At 68.3% G+C, this 17,606-nt stretch carries 20 protein-coding genes; 13 read left to right on the top strand and 7 right to left on the bottom strand.

The window, feature by feature from the left end; genetic code table 11:
* Nucleotides 1-115 precede the first annotated feature (115 nt).
* Together OUA97_RS20065 and tyrS are read right to left on the bottom strand one after the other, a co-directional pair.
* The gene (locus OUA97_RS20065; protein ID WP_267233806.1) at nt 116-580 is read right to left on the bottom strand and encodes a peroxiredoxin; all 465 of its coding nucleotides are present in this window, start codon (nt 578-580) and stop codon (nt 116-118) included.
* Nucleotides 581-725: 145 nt separating this feature from the next.
* Nucleotides 726-2,054, bottom strand: a complete 1,329-nt coding sequence (gene tyrS, locus OUA97_RS20060; RefSeq protein WP_416362447.1) for a tyrosine--tRNA ligase — start codon at nt 2,052-2,054, stop codon at nt 726-728.
* Between the two features lie 189 nt (nt 2,055-2,243).
* On the opposite strand from tyrS, the gene OUA97_RS20055 reads away from it, so the two are divergent.
* The 3 genes from OUA97_RS20055 (at nt 2,244) to OUA97_RS20045 (ending at nt 5,114) form a co-directional block, all read left to right on the top strand.
* Nucleotides 2,244-3,356 (top strand): anhydro-N-acetylmuramic acid kinase, encoded by a 1,113-nt coding sequence (locus OUA97_RS20055; RefSeq protein WP_267233804.1) that lies wholly within the window; start codon nt 2,244-2,246, stop codon nt 3,354-3,356.
* Nucleotides 3,357-3,371: 15 nt separating this feature from the next.
* Nucleotides 3,372-4,670, top strand: a complete 1,299-nt coding sequence (locus OUA97_RS20050) for an amidohydrolase (RefSeq protein WP_323691034.1) — start codon at nt 3,372-3,374, stop codon at nt 4,668-4,670.
* A gap of 72 nt (nt 4,671-4,742) precedes the next feature.
* Nucleotides 4,743-5,114 carry an endonuclease domain-containing protein gene (locus OUA97_RS20045; RefSeq protein WP_267233803.1) on the top strand — a complete coding sequence of 124 codons (372 nt, stop codon included), beginning with the start codon at nt 4,743-4,745 and terminating at the stop codon, nt 5,112-5,114.
* 33 nt (nt 5,115-5,147) lie between these two features.
* Here the strand turns inward: OUA97_RS20045 and OUA97_RS20040 are convergent, their stop codons facing one another.
* The gene (locus OUA97_RS20040; RefSeq protein ID WP_267233802.1) at nt 5,148-5,798 is read right to left on the bottom strand and encodes an alpha/beta hydrolase; all 651 of its coding nucleotides are present in this window, start codon (nt 5,796-5,798) and stop codon (nt 5,148-5,150) included.
* 179 nt (nt 5,799-5,977) lie between these two features.
* On the opposite strand from OUA97_RS20040, the gene OUA97_RS20035 reads away from it, so the two are divergent.
* Genes OUA97_RS20035 through OUA97_RS19995 form a run of 9 tightly spaced genes read left to right on the top strand, consistent with a single transcriptional unit; the run spans nt 5,978 to nt 13,219 of the window.
* A complete protein-coding gene (locus OUA97_RS20035) occupies nt 5,978-6,424 on the top strand; it encodes an Rrf2 family transcriptional regulator (protein WP_267233801.1) in 447 nt (148 codons plus the stop codon).
* On the top strand, nt 6,421-7,554 hold the full coding sequence (locus OUA97_RS20030) for a cysteine desulfurase family protein (RefSeq protein WP_267233800.1): 1,134 nt from the start codon (nt 6,421-6,423) through the stop codon (nt 7,552-7,554). Before OUA97_RS20035 ends, OUA97_RS20030 begins: the two co-directional genes overlap by 4 nt.
* 12 nt (nt 7,555-7,566) lie before the next feature.
* Nucleotides 7,567-9,036: a Fe-S cluster assembly protein SufB gene (gene sufB, locus OUA97_RS20025; RefSeq protein ID WP_267233799.1), complete on the top strand. Its 1,470-nt coding sequence runs from the start codon at nt 7,567-7,569 to the stop codon at nt 9,034-9,036.
* A 26-nt stretch (nt 9,037-9,062) separates the two neighbouring features.
* Entirely contained in the window at nt 9,063-9,437 is a 375-nt protein-coding gene (locus OUA97_RS20020) for a hypothetical protein (protein WP_267233798.1), read from the top strand.
* Nucleotides 9,437-10,183: a Fe-S cluster assembly ATPase SufC gene (gene sufC / locus OUA97_RS20015; protein WP_267233797.1), complete on the top strand. Its 747-nt coding sequence runs from the start codon at nt 9,437-9,439 to the stop codon at nt 10,181-10,183. The genes OUA97_RS20020 and sufC overlap by 1 nt, the downstream gene beginning before the upstream one ends.
* Nucleotides 10,180-11,211, top strand: coding sequence for a Fe-S cluster assembly protein SufD (gene sufD / locus OUA97_RS20010; RefSeq protein WP_267233796.1), 1,032 nt, complete (start codon nt 10,180-10,182; stop codon nt 11,209-11,211). The genes sufC and sufD overlap by 4 nt, the downstream gene beginning before the upstream one ends.
* Before the next feature lie 2 nt (nt 11,212-11,213).
* Nucleotides 11,214-12,428, top strand: a complete 1,215-nt coding sequence (locus OUA97_RS20005) for an aminotransferase class V-fold PLP-dependent enzyme (RefSeq protein WP_267233795.1) — start codon at nt 11,214-11,216, stop codon at nt 12,426-12,428.
* An 8-nt stretch (nt 12,429-12,436) separates the two neighbouring features.
* Nucleotides 12,437-12,799, top strand: a complete 363-nt coding sequence (locus tag OUA97_RS20000) for an SUF system Fe-S cluster assembly protein (RefSeq protein ID WP_183770203.1) — start codon at nt 12,437-12,439, stop codon at nt 12,797-12,799.
* 18 nt (nt 12,800-12,817) lie between these two features.
* A complete protein-coding gene (locus OUA97_RS19995) occupies nt 12,818-13,219 on the top strand; it encodes a HesB/IscA family protein (protein ID WP_267233794.1) in 402 nt (133 codons plus the stop codon).
* Here OUA97_RS19995 and OUA97_RS19990 read toward each other — a convergent pair.
* A complete protein-coding gene (locus tag OUA97_RS19990) occupies nt 13,216-13,884 on the bottom strand; it encodes a glutathione S-transferase (protein ID WP_267233793.1) in 669 nt (222 codons plus the stop codon). The two genes, OUA97_RS19995 and OUA97_RS19990, sit on opposite strands and share 4 nt — an antisense overlap.
* Nucleotides 13,885-13,978: 94 nt before the next feature.
* On the opposite strand from OUA97_RS19990, the gene OUA97_RS19985 reads away from it, so the two are divergent.
* Entirely contained in the window at nt 13,979-15,151 is a 1,173-nt protein-coding gene (locus OUA97_RS19985; protein ID WP_267233792.1) for a low temperature requirement protein A, read from the top strand.
* Here OUA97_RS19985 and OUA97_RS19980 read toward each other — a convergent pair.
* The 3 genes from OUA97_RS19980 to OUA97_RS19970 form a co-directional block, all read right to left on the bottom strand.
* Nucleotides 15,148-15,945 carry an enoyl-CoA hydratase/isomerase gene (locus OUA97_RS19980; protein ID WP_267233791.1) on the bottom strand — a complete coding sequence of 266 codons (798 nt, stop codon included), beginning with the start codon at nt 15,943-15,945 and terminating at the stop codon, nt 15,148-15,150. The two genes, OUA97_RS19985 and OUA97_RS19980, sit on opposite strands and share 4 nt — an antisense overlap.
* 80 nt (nt 15,946-16,025) lie before the next feature.
* The gene (locus tag OUA97_RS19975; protein ID WP_267233790.1) at nt 16,026-17,081 is read right to left on the bottom strand and encodes a GGDEF domain-containing protein; all 1,056 of its coding nucleotides are present in this window, start codon (nt 17,079-17,081) and stop codon (nt 16,026-16,028) included.
* 115 nt (nt 17,082-17,196) lie between these two features.
* A complete protein-coding gene (locus OUA97_RS19970; protein ID WP_267233789.1) occupies nt 17,197-17,460 on the bottom strand; it encodes a hypothetical protein in 264 nt (87 codons plus the stop codon).
* Nucleotides 17,461-17,606: the final 146 nt, after the last annotated feature.

The following is a 17,606-nucleotide window of genomic DNA, read 5'->3' as shown; positions in this document are numbered from 1 at the left end:
AAAATCGTTCGGGCCAGAAAAAAACACCCGGGGGGGGGGGGGGGGGGGGGCGGGCGGGGGGGGGGGGGGGGGGGGGGGGGGGGGCCCCCGCCCCCCCCCCCGACAAGCTTAACAATCAAAGGGATTGCGCGGCTTTCAGCACCTCGGCGGCGTGGCCGGGGACGCGGACCTTGCGCCAGATCCGCGCCAGCTTGCCGTCAGCCCCGATCAGGAAGGTCGAGCGCTCGATGCCCATGTACTTGCGGCCATACATGTTCTTTTCAACCCAGGAGCCGTAGGCCTCGATCATCGCGCCCTCCGGATCGGAGGCGAGCGGAACGGCCAGGTCGTATTTGGCTGTAAACTTCGCGTGACTGGCGAGGCTGTCCTTGGAGACGCCGAGCAGGGCGACGCCGGCCTTGGCGAACTCGGCGGCCAGGGCGGTGAACTCCTGGGCCTCCTTGGTGCAGCCGGAGGTGTCGTCCTTGGGATAGAAGTAGACGACCAGCGGCTTGCCGGCGAAGTCGGCCAGCTTCACCGGCCCGCTCGCGCCTTGCAGTTCGAAGTTCGGCGCAGCCGCGCCTTCGGTCAGTGCGGACATTGCGGTTCTCCACGGAGCCCAACCCGTTCGTCATCACCGGGCCTGTCCCGGTGACCCGTACGCACGAACCGGCGAGGCTAAACTCAGAATTCAGCGCTTATGGGTGGCCGGGACAAGCCCGGCCATGACGATTGAGAAGGGCGGGCTAGACCGGCTTCACCAGGACGATCTTCTTCTTGCCGGCGGCGAGCTTGACCACGCCGTCGACGAGGTCGGCCGAGGTGATCGTGCGCCCGGCGTCGGCCTCGGCCTGGTCGTTGACCCGCAAGCCGCCGCCCTGGGCCAGGCGGCGCGCCTCGCCGCGCGAACCGGCCAGGCCGGCGTCGTGGGCCAGGGCGGCCAGCATGATCCCGGCGTCCAGGTCGGCGGCGGGCACCTCATGGGTCGGCATGTCGCCGGACACCGAGCCGACCTCGAAGGCCACGCGGGCCGCCTCGGCGGCGGCGGCGGCGGCGTCCTCGCCGTGCAGCATGCGCGTGGCTTCCCCGGCGAGCACCTTCTTGGCCTCGTTGATGTCGGCGCCCTGCATGGCCTCGTAGCGGGCGATCTCGTCCATCGGCAGGTCGGTGAACAGGCGCATGAAGCGGCCGACGTCGGCGTCCTCGGTGTTGCGCCAGAACTGCCAGTAGTCGTACGGACTGCGCATGTCGGCGTTGAGCCAGACCGCGCCGCCGACCGTCTTGCCCATCTTCTGGCCCGAGGCGGTCGAGAGCAGCGGCGTGGTCAGGCCGAAGGAGGGCTTGTGGTCGACGCGACGGATCAGCTCGACCCCGTTGACGATGTTGCCCCACTGGTCCGAGCCGCCCATCTGCAGCAGGCAGCCGTGGGCGCGTTCGAGCTCCAGGAAATCGACCGACTGCATCAGCATGTAGTTGAACTCGAGGAAGGTCATCGGCTGCTCGCGTTCGAGCCGGGCCTTGACGCTGTCGAAGGCCAGCATCCGGTTGACCGTGAAGTGCACCCCGTAGTTCCGCAGGAATTCGACGTAGCCGAACTTGGACAGCCACTCATCGTTGTCGACCATGATCGCGTCGGTCGGCCCGTCGCCGAAGGTCAGGAAGCGCTGGAACGTCCCCTTGATGGTGGCGATGTTGCCCTGGATCTGCTCGTGGGTGAGCAGCGGGCGCTGACCGTCCTTGTCCGTCGGGTCGCCGACCTTGGTGGTGCCCCCGCCCATCAGCACGATCGGCTTGTGGCCGGCCTGCTGCAGGCGGCGCAGCATCATGATCTGGATCATGTGGCCGACGTGCAGCGAGGCGGCGGTGGCGTCGAACCCGATGTAGGCCGTGATCGGACCCTTGGCGGCCGCCTCGTCGAGCTCGGCCGGGTGGGTGATCTGATGGATGTAGCCGCGCTCCTGCATGGTGCGCAGGAACTCGGACTTGAACGGCTGGTCGGACATGGGGCGTTCTTCTGGCGTCGGGGATTCAGAGGCGCGCTCTAACACGCGATTGTCTGCAATTTCGAGGGACATCTGACAGGCTCCTAGGCGGCGTGGGGCCGGAGACCGTCTTTTCCTTGGGTGCGGGCGCCGACCGTTACAGGTGGCGCAAGAGATCGTTCCGCGCCTGCTTTAGGGCAGGCGGTAATAGCGGCCGGCGAGGGGGGCGCGGATGATCATGGGCTCTAGCTACGGCCCGCGGGCCGTGGCAGTCAAGCTGGCATGCGAGTTCTGGGCTTCATGACCGGCACGTCCCTGGACGCCTGCGATATGGCGATCCTGGAGACCGACGGCGAAACGATCTTCGCCTTCGGGCCGGCCGGCGAGCGCAAGCTGAGCGAGGAAACCCGGGCGGCGGTGCTGGAGGCGACCCACGCGGCGATGGCCTGGGAGCGCGGCGAGCCGGAGCCGGAATCGTTCGCGCCGGCGGCCGAGGCGGTGGCCCGCGAGCACTTCGAGGCGGCCGAGGAGTTCCTCGCCCAGAACGGCCTTACCTGGTCCGACATCGACCTGATCGGCATGCACGGCCAGACCGTGCTGCACGAGCGGCCGCAGGACGGCGTGGTCGGGCGCACGGTACAGCTGGGCGACGCCCAGTGGCTGGCCGACGCGGCCGGCGTGCCGGTGGCCTACGACTTCCGCACGGCCGACGTCGCCGCGGGCGGAGAGGGCGCGCCGCTGGCGCCGATCTATCACCTGGCGCGGGCGAGGAGCGCAGGGATGGTCGCGCCGCTGGCAGTGCTGAACGTCGGCGGGGTGGCCAACGTCACCTTCTGGTCGGGGGGCGAGGACATCGCCGCCTTCGACACCGGGCCAGGCAACGGCATGATCGACCTTCTGATGCAGTCGCGCGGGGCTGGCCGCTTCGACGAAGGCGGCAAGTACGCCAGCGTCGGCCAGGCGGACGAGGTGGTGCTGAGCGGGCTGCTGGCCCATCCGTACTTCCAGGCGCCGCCGCCCAAGTCGCTGGACCGCTACGATTTCTCGCTGGAGACGCTGGAGGCCCTGCGCCTGGAGGATGCGGCCGCGACCCTGGTGGCGTTCACCGCCGAGGCGCTGAAGCTGGGCTTCAACGTGATGGGCGGCACGCCCACCGAGTTGATCGTCTGCGGCGGCGGGCGGCGCAATCCGACCCTGATGGCGGCCTTCGCCGAACGGTTGGCCGTGCCGGTCACGACCGCCGAGGACCACGGCTGGCGCGGCGATTCCATCGAGGCCGAGGCCTTCGCCTATCTGGCGGCCCGCACGGCGCGCGGACTGCCGATCTCGTTTCCGAAAACCACCGGCGTTGCGGCGCCGATGACCGGCGGGCGCATCGCCCGCCCGAACCGCTAGAGTTTAGGAGTCTACATGTCGAAACGGGTTTGGCTGGCGGGTGTCGCCGCGGTGTTGGCGATGACGGGAAGCGCGGCGGCTCAGGACGCGCCGGCGGCCAAGCCCTATGACGCGGCGGTGTTTGCCCAGGCCGCGGCGCTGCAGCCGAAGGTGATCGCCTGGCGGCGGGACTTCCACGAGCATCCGGAGCTGTCCAACAGCGAGGTGCGGACCGCCAAGATCGTCGCCGACCATCTGCGCAAGCTGGGGCTGGAAGTGCGCACAGGCGTCGGCAAGACCGGAGTCGTCGGCATCCTGAAGGGCGGCAAGCCCGGCAAGGTCGTCGCCCTGCGCGCCGACATGGACGCCCTGCCGGTGGCCGAGCAGACCGGCCTGCCGTTCGCCTCGAAGGCGACAGGCAAGTATCTGGGCCAGACGGTGCCGGTGATGCACGCCTGCGGCCACGACAGCCACGTGGCGATCCTGATGGGTACGGCCGAGATCCTGGCCGGGATGAAGGACCAGATCGAGGGCACGGTGGTCTTTGTCTTCCAGCCGGCCGAGGAAGGCCCGCCGCCGGGCGAGGAAGGCGGCGCGCCGCTGATGGTCAAGGAAGGGGTGCTGACCAACCCGAAGGTCGACGCGATCTTCGGCCTGCACGCCTTCCCCGGACCGGTCGGCATGCTGGTCTGGCGTCCGGGTCCGATGATGGCCGCTTCCGACCGCTTTGAAATCCACCTGAAGGGCAAGCAGGCGCACGGCTCGATGCCGTGGCAGGGCATCGACATGTCGTCGATGACCGCCGACATCGTCACCGCCTTCAACCAGATCACCTCGCGCCAGATCAACGTTTCGAAGACCCCGACGGTGCTGACCATCGCCACCCTGCAGGGCGGGCTGCGCTACAACATCATCCCCGAAGACATGACCATGACCGGGACGCTGCGGACCTTCGATCCGGGCATGCGCACCGACGTGATGGCCCGCGCCGACAAGGCGGTGGCCTCGATCACCGAACGCTATGGCGCGAGCGGCAAGATCGACTGGGGCCAGCCGAACCCTGTGACCGACAACAACCGTGCGCTCTCGGCGCAGATGAAGCCGACGCTGACGCGCGCGGCCCAAGGCAAGGTCGCCGACGACATCGACTACATCATGGGGGCCGAGGACTTCTCGTACTTCCAGAAGGAGATCCCAGGGTTCTTCTATCACCTGGGCGTCGGCAACCCGAAGGGCGGCAACCACTCGCCGTTCTTCGACGTCGACGAGAAGGCCATGGAGACCGGCGTGCGGGCGCAGGCGCTGCTGGCGCTGGATTACCTGGCGGCGAAGTAGGCTGCTGCGCGCAATTCCTCCCCCGCTGGGGGAGGTGGCGCGGCGAGCGAAGCGAGACGTGACGGAGGGGGCTTGGAGGCGCCGAAGACAACTCGGAAGCTTGCCCAGCGACTCCGTCGCGAACTCTCGCTGCCTGAAGGCCTTCTTTGGCGTGCTATCAAGGCCCGTCAGGTCAACGGCCTACACTTCCGCAAGCAGCATCCGATCGGGCCATATGTGCTCGACTTCTATTGCGATGAGCTGAAGCTGTGCGTCGAAGTCGATGGACAAGGGCACGGAACGGGCGATCGGCCGCTGCGTGACGAACTTCGGGATCATTGGCTTTCCCAGCGAGGCGTACGGACGCTTCGATTGAGGGCGTCGCTGATCCTCGAAGACCTCGACGCGGCGGTCGCGACGATCCGCGCTGCGTCGAGGCCGCAGGCCCCCTCAGTCGACCTATAGGTCGACAGCTCCCCCAGAGGGGGAGCAATTGATTCAGATCGGATCGGCTTCGATGCGCTTGTCGAGATAGGCGCCGACGCGCTTTTCGACTTCCGGCAGGTGCTCGGCCCAGAAGTGGCTGGCGCCGTCGACGACCTCGTGGTCGATGACGATGCCCTTCTGGGTGCGCAGCTTGGACACCACGCGCTCGACTTCCACCGGCGGGACGACCGTGTCGGCGCCGCCGTGCAGGATCAGGCCCGAGGCCGGGCAGGGCGCCAGGAAGCTGAAGTCGTACATGTTGGTCGGCGGCGAGACGCTGATGAAGCCGTCGGTCTCCGGGCGGCGCATCAGCAGCTGCATGCCGATCCAGGCGCCGAACGAGTAGCCGGCGACCCAGCACTGCGAGGCGGCCGGGTTGGTCGACTGCAGCCAGTCGAGCGCGGTGGCCGCGTCGGCCAGTTCGCCGATACCCGAATCGAATTCGCCCTGGCTGCGGCCGACGCCGCGGAAGTTGAACCGCAGGGTCGAGAAGCCGCGCTTCATGAACAGGTGGAAGAGCTGCACCGCCACGGGGTGGTTCATCTGCCCGCCGGCCTTGGGGTGCGGGTGCAGGATCAGCGCGATCGGCGCCGTCGGGCTCTTGCCCTGGGTGTATCGACCCTCGATCCGCCCGGCCGCGCCGGTCAGAACCACTTCTGGCATGCCATTCCTCTCGTCAGGCGCGGCGTCCGAATACTTGACTAACGCGCTCGGTCTTCCTAAGTCGCGACCGTCGGCCGGTTCCGGCGACAAGCCCCGTGCAAGCGGGGGCCTGTAACATATGGGACCCGACAAATGCTCGAAAAAAAGCAATCGGGCTGCTGAGAGCTGCAAGGAGCGGTATGCGCCTTTCGACCAAGGGACGTTATGCGGTGATGGCTATGGCCGACCTCGCGCGCCGTCAGGCCGCGTTGGCGGAAGGCGATCGCGCCGTGACCCTGGCCGAAATCGCTGCGCGGCAACAGATTTCGCTCTCCTACCTGGAGCAGCTGTTCGCGCGCCTACGCCGGCGCGGGCTGGTCAAGAGCCTGCGCGGACCCGGCGGCGGCTACCGGCTGGCCAAGAGCGCCGAAGAGACCAACATCGCCGACATCGTCCTGGCCGTCGACGAGCCGCTGCGGGCCACCCGCTGCGGTGTGCAGGGCAAGGGCTGCATGCTGAAGGGCGAACGCTGCATCACCCATGACCTCTGGGAGGACATGGGCCGTCACCTGCACAGCTATCTGGCCTCGGTGACCCTGGCCGACCTGGTGAACGGCCGCTTCGCACCGCACGAGGCGGCCGCATGAGCGGGGTTTATCTCGATTACAACGCCACCGCCCCGGTGCGGCCGCAGGCCGCCGAGGCCGTGGCGCGCGCGTTCGCGGTCGGCGGCAATCCATCGTCCGTGCACGCAAGTGGCCGCGCCGCTCGGGCGATCGTCGAGGATGCCCGCAACGCCGTCGCCGCCCTGATCGGCGGCCCGGCGTCGACCGTGGTGTTCACCTCCGGCGGCACCGAGGCCAACGCCCTGGCCATCGAAAGCGCCGTTGCGACCGGATCGAAGCGGCTGATCGTCAGCGCCATCGAACATGACAGCGTGCTGGAGAGCGCTAAGGCCAGCGGCGCAGCAGTGGAATATCTGCCGGTGAACGCCGACGGGATCGCAGACCTCGCCTGGCTGGCCGAGCGGTTGGTGCGCTGGGACGCCGCCGACGGGCGGCCGTTCGTCGCCCTGATGCACGCCAACAACGAGACCGGCGTCATCCAGCCGGTGCGCGAGGCCTCCGAAATCGTCCGCAGCGCCGAAGGCTGGCTGCATGTCGACGCGATCCAGACGGCCGGCAAGATCATTACCGACAGCCGCGCCCTGGGCGCCGACACCCTGGTGGCGTCGGCTCACAAGCTGGGCGGGCCGCAAGGCGTCGGCGCGCTGACCTTCGGGCCGCGCGCGACGCTGGTACGTCGCCAGCATGGCGGCGGACAGGAGCGTGGGCGCCGTGCAGGTACAGAGAACGTCGCCGGGATCGCCGGCTTCGGCGCGGCGGCGCTGGCCGCCATGCGCGACCGCGAGATCGACGCCGCCTGGCGCGACGCCGCAGCCGAGCGCCTGAAGGCGGCCGGTGCGGTGGTGATCGGCGAGGCCGCGCCGCGGCTGCCGGGCACGCTGTGCGTGGCGACCCCCGACTGGGGCGCGGAGCTGCAGGTGATGGCCCTGGACCTGGCCGGGATCATGGTCAGCGCCGGTTCGGCCTGCTCGTCGGGCAAGGTGAAGGCCAGCCATGTGCTGACCGCCATGGGCCTGACCGAGTTGGCCGGATGCGCGATCCGCATTTCCGGCGGCTGGGCCACCACGCAAGAAGACTGGGCGGCGTTCGCCACCGCCTGGGAGCAAGTTCAGTCCCGTCACGCCGCGCGTCGCCGCGCGCCGGCGGCGTGAGGAGGTAAGAGTATGGCCGCCGTCAAGCAGACCGTCGAACACGTCGAGAGCCTGGAGAAGTACAAGCACGGCTTCGTCACCGACGTCGAACAGGAGTTCGCGCCCAAGGGGCTGTCGCCCGACATCGTCCGCTTCATCTCGGCCAAGAAGGACGAGCCGGAGTGGATGCTGCAGTACCGGCTGGACGCCTATGAGCGCTGGCTGGCGATGGATGAGCCGACCTGGGCGAAGGTCGACTTCCCGCCGATTGACTACCAGGACGCCTATTACTACGCCGCGCCCAAGGGCAAGGACGGCCCCAAGAGCCTGGACGAGGTCGATCCCGACATCCTGGCCACCTACGCCAAGCTGGGCATTCCGCTTCGCGAGCAGGAGGTGCTGGCCGGGGTGCAGGGCGCGCCGCGCTATGCTGTCGATGCGGTGTTCGACAGCGTCTCGGTGGTGACGACCTTCAAGAAGGAACTGGCCGAGGCCGGGGTGATCTTCTGCTCGATGAGCGAGGCGATCCGCGAGCATCCTGAGCTGGTCAAGAAGTACCTGAGCTCGGTGGTGCCGGTCTCGGACAACTACTACGCCTGCCTGAACTCGGCGGTGTTTTCGGACGGCAGCTTCGTCTACGTGCCGCCGGGCGTGCGCTGCCCGATGGAGCTGTCGACCTATTTCCGCATCAATGCGGAGAATTCCGGCCAGTTCGAGCGGACGCTGATCATCGCCGACAAGGGCGCCTACGTCTCGTACCTGGAAGGCTGCACCGCGCCGATGCGCGACGAGAACCAGTTGCACGCCGCGGTGGTCGAGCTGGTCGTGCTGGATGACGCCGAGATCAAGTACTCGACCGTGCAGAACTGGTATCCGGGCGATCCGGAGACCGGCAAGGGCGGCATCTACAACTTCGTCACCAAGCGCGCCGATTGCCGCGGCGACCGCTCGAAGGTGTCCTGGACCCAGGTCGAGACCGGTTCAGCGATCACCTGGAAGTATCCGTCCTGCGTGCTGCGCGGCGAGGGCAGCGTCGGCGAGTTCTATTCGATCGCCATCACCAACGGGCGCCAGCAGGCCGACACCGGCACCAAGATGATCCACCTGGGGGCCAATTCGCGCTCGCGGATCATCTCCAAGGGCATCAGCGCCGGGAAGTCGTCGAACACCTACCGCGGCCTGGTCTCGGCGCACCCCAAGGCCAAGGGCGCGCGCAACTTCACCCAGTGCGACAGCCTGCTGATCGGCAAGACCTGCGCGGCCCACACGGTGCCTTATGTCGAGGCGCGCAACGGCAGCAGCGTGTTCGAGCACGAGGCGACGACGACCAAGCTGTCGGAAGACCAGCTGTTCTACGCCATGCAGCGGGGGCTTTCGCAGGAAGAGGCCGTCCAGCTGCTGGTCAACGGCTTCGTCAAGGACGTGCTGCAGGAGCTGCCCATGGAGTTCGCCGTGGAAGCCCAGAAGCTCGTCGCCATCTCCCTGGAGGGCTCCGTCGGATGACCCTCGCCAACTCAGAGACCCGCTCCATGTCCCTCCGCCGCGCCTTCGAAGCCGAGCACGCCCGCCGCGACGCGGCCCGCCATGCCCGCGAGGAGGCCGAGCGCAGGCAGCAGGAAGAGGACCTAGCCCGGGCCCAGCAGCTCTATGATGCGCTGGCCGCGGACGAGAACTTCCTGCGCGAGAAGGGCCTGACGCTGGGCCTGCGCCGCTACACGGTCGCGCTCAATCACGACGACTTCCTGATCGACGCCTATTTCGAGTCCGGGAGCATCAATGTGCGCTCGGCCGACAAGCGCACCGCAACGACCTCCACCGCCGCGCCGCGCAAACAGCAGTTTGTGAACACCCCCGGCGAGGCCCTTGATGTGATGGCCCAGTTCCTGGCCGACGAGACCGACTGATGCTTTCGATTTCCAACCTGCGCGCCGAAGTCGACGGCAACGAGATCCTGAAGGGCCTGTCGCTGGAGGTTCCGGCCGGCGAGGTGCACGCGATCATGGGGCCGAACGGCGCCGGCAAGTCGACCCTGTCCTATGTGCTGACCGGCCGTGACGGCTATGAGGTCACCGGCGGAACCGCGACGCTGAACGGCGAGGACCTGCTGAGCCTCGACCCGGCCGAGCGCGCGGCCAAGGGGATGTTCCTGTCGTTCCAGTATCCGCTGGAGATCCCGGGCGTGCCGGCCCTGACCTTCATCCGCACCGCGATGAACGCCCAGCGCAAGGCGCGCGGCGAGCCGGAGGTGAGCGCGCCGGAGTTCCTGAAGCTGGCCAAGGCGACCGCCGCGTCGCTGAAGATCGACTTCGACATGCTCAAGCGCGCATTGAACGTCGGCTTCTCGGGCGGTGAGAAGAAGCGCATGGAAATCTTTCAAATGGCGATGCTTTCGCCGCGCTTCCTGATCCTCGACGAGACCGATTCCGGCCTGGATATCGACGCGCTGAAGATCGTGTCCGACGGGGTGAACGCGATGCGTTCGCCCGAGCGCGGCATGCTGGTGATCACCCACTATCAGCGGCTGCTCGACTACATCAAACCCGACCGTGTGCATGTGCTGTCGGCCGGGCGGATCGTGGAATCCGGCGGGCCGGAGCTGGCGCTCGAGCTGGAGCGCGAAGGCTACGACAAGTACGCGAGGGCCGCGTGAGCGTCACCAAGGCCATCAGCGCGGGCGACGCCGGCCTGCTGCCGGGGCGACGCGACGAGGACTGGCGCTGGACCGACCTGCGCGGGCTGATCCGCCAGATGCCGGCCGCCTCGCCGGAGGGGCGGGCATGGGCCTGGGATCACCCGCTGGCGCAGAGCGTCGATAGCCTCGTCGAAGTGGTCAACGGCCGCGGGCCGAGCGACCTGGATGTGCCGGCTGGCGAGACGCGGCTGGCCGCCTACCGCTTCCTGTCGAGCGCCGAGGCCGGGGCTCATACCGCAGAGCTGTGGGTGTCGGTGGGCGAGGGCGCGGTGCTGACCCTGGTCGAGAGCTATGAGGGCGCGAACGGCGGGTATCTCGCCAACGCCAACATCAACCTGCGGCTGGCCAAGGGCGCACGCGTCGAGCGCGTGGTGTTCGCGGCCGACCACGCCGAGGGCGTCTCGGTGGTCGATGCGACCGTCGAACTGGCGGCCGAGGCGAGCTATGCCCAGACGGTCCTGACCACCGGCGCGCGCCGCCAGCGGATCGAGACGCGGGTGGCCCATCCGGGCGCTCATGCGCAGGTCCGCCTGGACGGCGCCTATCTGCTCGAAGGCCAGCACAACGCCGACCTGACCACCGTGGTCGAGCACCTGGGCGTCGACGGCGTCACCAGCCAGCTGACCAAGGGCGTGGTGCGGGACCAGTCGCGCGGCGTCTTCCAGGGTCGGATTGTCGTGTCAGAGGGCGCGGACCGTACCGACGCGCGCATGGGCCATCATGCGCTGATCTTGTCCGACAAGGCCGAGATCGACGCCAAGCCGGAGCTGCTGATCTTCGCCGACGACGTGCAGTGCGCGCACGGCAACACGGTCGGGGCGCTGGACGAGGATGCGCTGTTCTACGCCGAACAGCGGGGCATGCCCGAGGATCTGGCCCGCGCGCTGCTGACCGCCGCGTTCGTCGGCGAGGTGATCGAGCGCATCGAGCACGAGGCCGTGCGCGAGGCCGCGCAGGCCTGGGCCGCCCAGCGGTTGGAGGTCTGAGCATGGCCTTCGACGTCGAGGCGGTGCGCGCGCAGTTCCCGATCCTGAGCCGCCAGGTCAACGGCAAGCCGCTGGTCTATCTGGACAGCGCCGCCTCGGCCCAGAAGCCGCGGGCGGTGATCGATGCGATGACCGCGGTGATGGAGGGCTCGTACGCCAACGTCCATCGCGGGCTGCACACCCTGGCCAACGAGACGACCGACGCCTACGAGGCGGCGCGCAAGTCGGTGGCGAAGTTCATAAACGCCGGCGAGCACGAGATCGTCTTCACCAAAGGCGGCACCGAGGCGATCAACCTGGTCGCAGCCGGGCTGGGCGCAAGCCTCGCCCCGGGCGACGAGATCCTGCTGACGGTGATGGAGCACCACGCCAATATCGTCCCCTGGCACTTCCTGCGCGAGCGCAAGGGCGTAGTGCTGAAGTTCGTGCCGGTGCTGGACGACGGGACGCTGGATCTGGCGGCGATCCCTGACCTTTTGACGGCGCGGACCAAGGTCGTGGCGCTGACCCAGATGTCCAACGTGCTGGGCACGGTCAATCCGGTGGCCGAGATCGCCCGCATGGCCCACGGCGCCGGCGCCAAGGTGCTGGTCGACGGCTGCCAGGGCGTGGTCCACCTGGACATCGACGTGAAGGCCCTGGACGTCGACTACTACGTGTTCTCCAGCCACAAGCTCTACGGCCCGACCGGGATCGGCGTGCTGTACGGCACGTCCGAGGCGCTGGCCGCGCTGCCGCCCTACCAGGGCGGCGGCGAGATGATCGGCGAAGTGCGGCTGGAGGCGATCACCTATGCCGACCCGCCGCACCGGTTCGAGGCCGGCACCCCGCCGATCATCGAGGCGATCGGTCTGGGCGCGGCCATCGAGTGGCTGAACACCATCGACCGCAAGGCCGCCGCCGAGCACGAGGCGCGGCTCTATGCGCGGGTGATCGACGGCCTGAAGGGCTACAACTGGCTGCGGGTGATCGGCGAGGCGCCGGGCAAGGGGGCGATCATGGCCTTCACCGTCGACGGCGCCCACGCCCATGACGTGGCCCAGATACTCGATCGCTACGGGGTGGCGGTGCGCGCCGGCACCCACTGCGCCGAGCCGCTGATGCGGCGTTTCGGCCTGACCGCGAGCGCCAGAGCTTCCTTCGCCCTATATAATACGGAAGGGGAGGCCGACGCATTCGTCGACGCGCTGACCCGCACCCAGGCCTTCTTCGCTTGAGTTTGAACATGGACGACGCCGCCTCCATCGAGCCGACCGCGACCACGCCGCTTTCGCAGGCGGAGCTGGACGCCCTGACCGATCAGCTGATCGAAAAGCTGAAGACGGTGTTCGACCCTGAGATCCCGGTCGACATCTACGAGTTGGGCCTGATCTACAAGGTCGACGTGTCCGACGATAAGGACGTGGCGATCGACATGACGCTGACCGCGCCGGGATGCCCGGTGGCCGGCGACATGCCCGGCTGGGTGCAGGACGCGGTGCGCGAGATCCCCGGCATCCGCAACGTCACGGTCGAGCTGGTGTTCGATCCGCCGTGGGACAGTTCGCGGATGTCCGACGAGGCCAAGCTTCAACTCAACATGTTCTGACCCCATATGGAGGGGAGCATGAGCGATCTGAACCTGACACCCGCGCCGCGAGCGCGCCGTCCACGGCCCAAGGTGGTCACCCTGACCGAGGCCGCCGCCGAGCGCGTGCGCGCCATCATGGCCAAGGCCGAGAAGCCCTATGCCGGGCTAAGGGTCGGGGTGAAGAACAGCGGCTGTGCGGGCCAGGAATACATCCTGGAATACGCCGAGGAAGCCGGGCCGTTGGACGAGGTGGTCGAGGACAAGGGCGTCACGATCCTGATCGAGCCCAAGGCGGTGCTGTTCCTGGTGGGCACCGAGATCGACTATGTGACCACCAAGCTGTCGTCCAAGTTCCAGTTCCGCAATCCGAACGAGACCGACGCGTGCGGCTGCGGCGAAAGCGTCACCATCGAACCGGCCAAGGCCGCCGACGCCTAGTCGGCGTAGGCGTATGGCCCGCCGCGCTCCAGGGCGCGCCGATAGGCCGGGCGCGCATGGATCTTCTGCAGGAAGGCGGCGAGGCCGGGGCGACCGTTCAGGGCTCCGGCGCGATCAGCGGCGGCTTCGACCGGAAAGCTCATCATCACGTCCGCAGCGGTGAACTCCGAGCCGGCGAACCATTCCGATTTCCCGAGCTCGGCTTCCCAATAGTCGAAGTGCGCCTTCAAGTTAGGGTCGATGAAGCTCGACTGGGCCCTGCCGGCGATGGCGTTGGCGATGGGGCGTAGCAGGGCGGGGGAGCTGTTCGGCAAGCGGCCGAACACCAGCTTGAGCAAGAGCGGCGGCATGGCCGAGCCCTCAGAGTAGTGCAGCCAGTAGGTCCAGCGCAGGCGTTCGGCCGACCCTGGCGGCGGCGCCAGCCTGCCCTGGCCGTAGCGCTCGATGACCCATTCGACGATGGCGCCGGTCTCGGCCACGGTCACGTCGCCCTCGGTGACCACCGGCGACTTCCCCAGCGGATGGACGGCGCGCAGTTCGGGCGGCGCCAACATGGTCGCGGCGTCCCGCTGGTAGAGCTTGATCTCGTAGGGAACGCCCAACTCCTCCAGCAGCCAGAGCACGCGTTGCGAGCGGGAGTTGTTCAGGTGGTGGACGGTGAGCATAGAAGTTACATTTACACCGTAAGATTTGCCTGACAAGCGATGGCGCTGCGGCATGTCTCCTGCCTAGATGGCGGGGCTGGCAACGAGGTGGGCGATGATCGGCGCGAGGCGCGACCTTCAGCGGGTGCGGGACGGGCACGGCCACCACCGCGTCACCTATATCGAGCTGTTCTTCGACCTGGTGTTCGTCTTCGCGATCACGCAGCTGTCGCATGGGCTGCTGCACCACCTGACGCCGCTGGGGGCGCTTCAGGCCGCCCTGCTGTTCCTGGCGGTCTGGTGGGTGTGGATCTACACCTGCTGGATCACCAACTGGCTCGACCCGGAGCGCCCGGCTGTGCGTCTGCTGCTGCTGGCGCTGATGCTGGCCGGCCTGGTGATGTCGATGTCGCTGCCCGAGGCCTTCGAGGACAAGGGCCTGGCGTTCGCGATCGCCTTCGTACTGATGCAGGTGGGACGCTCGCTGTTCGTGGCCTGGGCGCTAAGGCGGCACAACGCCAGGAACTATCGGAATTTTCTGCGCATCACCGCCTGGCTGGCGGTTTCCGGCGCCTGCTGGATCGCCGGCGGCCTGTCGGAGGGGCCGCAGCGGATGGCGCTCTGGGGCCTGGCGGTAGCCATCGAGTTCGCTTCGCCCTCGCTGGGCTTCTGGACGCCGGGGCTCGGCCGCTCCACGACCGCCGACTGGGACGTCGAGGGCGGGCATATGGCCGAGCGTTGCGCCCTGTTCGTGATCATCGCCCTGGGCGAGACCCTGCTGATGACCGGGGCGACCTTCGCCGAGCTGCCGAGGGATCCGGGCGTGCTGATCGCGTTCGGGAGCGCTTTCACCGCCAGCGTGGCGATGTGGTGGATCTATTTCGACGCGGCGGCCGAACGGGCGAGCAGAACCTTCGCCAGCTCCGACGATCCCGGGAAGATCGCCCGTCTGGCCTACACCTATATTCACCTGCCGCTGGTGGCGGGAATCGTCGTCAGCGCGGTCGGAGACGAGCTGACGCTGGTGCATCCGAACGGTCACGTCGACCTGAAGACGGGCGCGGTGCTGCTCGCCGGCCCGGCGCTTTACCTCGCCGGCGACCTGCTGTTCCGGCGCGTGACCACGCAGCGCATCCCGCGCGCCCACGTAGTCGCCCTGGCGGCGCTGGCGGCCCTGGTTCCGGCGGCGGGCGCTCTGACGCCGGCCTTGCTGAGCGTTGCGACGTCCTCGGTGCTGGTCGCGGTCGCGGCGACGGAGACTTTCTGGCGCCGCGATGCCGCGGCTTAGCGCCCCTTAAATTCGGCCGGGCGCTTCTGGAGGAAGGCGAGGATGCCCTCGCGGCTGTCCTCGGTGCGGCCAGCCGTCTTTTGGGCCAAACGCTCGGCATGGAGCTGGGCGGCCCATTCCTCGTCGAGGCTTTCCCAGACCAGCTTGCGGATCGCGCCCAGCGCCTTGGGGCCGGTGGCCAGCGCCTTGGCGAGCTCCATGGCCGTCGCCATCAGCTGGTCGTCGGCGACGCAGCGGTTGACCAAACCCCAATCGAGCGCGGTCTTGGCCGGGACCTTGTCGCCGAGCAGCGCCATCTCCATGGCCCGCGCCTTGCCGATCAGCCGCGGCAGCAGGTAGGTCGAGCCGCCGTCCGGCACCAGGCCGATGCGACGGAAGGCCTGCAGGAAGTCGGCGCTTTCGGCGGCGACGATGATGTCGCCCATCAGCGCCAGCGAACAGCCGACGCCGGCGGCCACGCCGTTGACCGCGGTCACGATCGGAACCGGATATTCGCGCAGCGAGGTGACGAAGGGGTTGTAGACGGCCTCCAGCGACGCGCCAGCGTCGGGACCCTCCGGATCGGGCGTTTCGGCCGCAGGCCCACGTCCCGAGAGGTTGGCGCCCGAGCAGAAGCCGCGGCCCTCGCCGGTCAGCACCACGCAGCGGACGGTGGCGTCCGCCTTCATGGCGCCGAACGCCTGCTGCAGTTCGTCCATGAGGTCGAGGCCGGCGGCGTTCAGCGTGCTGGGATCCGCAAGCGTGATGACGCCGATCCCGTCCGCGACCGAAGTCTTGATCTTCGAATAGGCCATGGCGTCCTCCCTCAAGGTCCTTGTGGAACTTAAAAAGGAATGTCGCCGCGTCAGCCTAGGGGAAAAACACCCGCCGCGGTTCAGGCCGCGGCGGCCACGACCTCGGCGCTGGTCACGCGGTTGCGGCCGGAACGCTTGGAGACATAGAGGGCGCTGTCGGCGCGCTCCATGAGCCCGTGGGCGCTCTCGCCGGGGCGCAGTTCGGCCAGGCCGATGGAGATGGTGATCGCGCCGAGGTCGTCGTTGGTCGAGCGCCGCTTCAGCATCCGCGAGGAGACCTCTTCGCGGATCTCCTCGAGGACGACAGTGGCCAGATCGGCCCGCTCGCGCGGGAAAATCAGCGCGAACTCTTCGCCGCCGTAGCGGGCGGCGAAGCGGGGCGGGGCGCCGACGCGGCCGATAACGCTGGCGACGTAGCGGATGACCTGGTCGCCGGTCTGGTGACCCCACGTGTCGTTGAACGACTTGAAGTGGTCGATGTCGATGACCGCCAGGGTCAGGCTCTGGGCCTGGTCCCCAGCGTCGGCGCAGGCGCGCTCGAGTTCCTCATCGAAGGCCTTGCGATTGGCGAGATTGGTCAGGCCGTCGGTGGTCGCCTCGCGCCGCACCTGCTCAAGATGCTCGCGCAACTTGGAGACCTGGTCGGTGGATTCGCTGAGGCGGCGCTCGAGGGACTTGTTCTCGCGCTGCACGAGCTTGGTGGCGGCCACCAGCGTCTCGACAGTCGCCTGGAGGTCGGCGGCGTTGCCAGCGGCGGTCAGGGAGCGGGAGGCGCCGGCCAGGGTCTCGCCATAGGCCTCGCTGGACTTCTGGGCGGTCTCGATGGCGCGGCTGACGGCGTCGAGTTCCTTGGTGAGGGCGTCGCCGGCGTCGCGGATCTGGTCGTTGAGGCGGGCCTTCGGGAGGTAGGTGGCCGCCAGTTCGTCGGCGACGGTGTCGGTGAACGCCTCGCCGGTGGAGAGCATCCGGGCGATTTCCCGGCCCAGGGCGCTGTCGGGCGCGGCGATGAAGTGCGTCCAGAGCTCGAAGTTCACCGCGGTCGGCCAGACCTTGTGCGCCTCCATGGCGTCCATGGTCTGCCTGGCCAAGGCGTATGCGCCCGGGCCCCGCAGCTTGGTTTCGATGTCGCCCGACATACTGTCTTCCCCGAAATCCTCGAAGACGCCGCGAGTTTTTCGCGGCAGCTTCCATGTCCCGAGGTTAAGCCTACCGGAGAGAGCCGAACGACCCGTTAAAATGCAGGTTTTTCAGCTATTCCGTCGTCGTCGCGCGAGGCGGGGCGCGCAGCAGGAAGGCGGGGATATCGTTCCCGAAGCCGACGACGGAGTCCTCGCGCGGTTCGCGGCGGGAACGGTCGCGGCGGGCCGGTTCGGCCGCGACCGGCGGGGGCGGAGCGGGCTTGGGGGCAGCCTTCGGTTCGGCCTTGGCCGGCGCCTCGGCGCGGGCGCGGCTGCGGCGCTTGGGGGCTTCGCTCTCGGTCTCGTCCGCGGCCGGCGTAGCGACGAGCGGCTCCATGGCCGCGACCTCGCCGTGCGGCGCGATCGGACGGGCGCGGTCGCGGGCCCCGCGCTCGCCCTGTCTCTTATAAAAATCTCCGAGCCCACCAGACTAGCCTCATGATGTGGGTTTGGGGGGTTTGGTTGTCTTTTGTGGGGGGGGGG

It is taken from the genome of Phenylobacterium sp. 58.2.17, assembly GCF_026411515.1.
GTDB lineage: Bacteria > Pseudomonadota > Alphaproteobacteria > Caulobacterales > Caulobacteraceae > Phenylobacterium.
The sequence above is the reverse complement of the archived record's forward strand: the minus strand, read 5'-3'. Positions and strand labels throughout refer to the sequence as shown.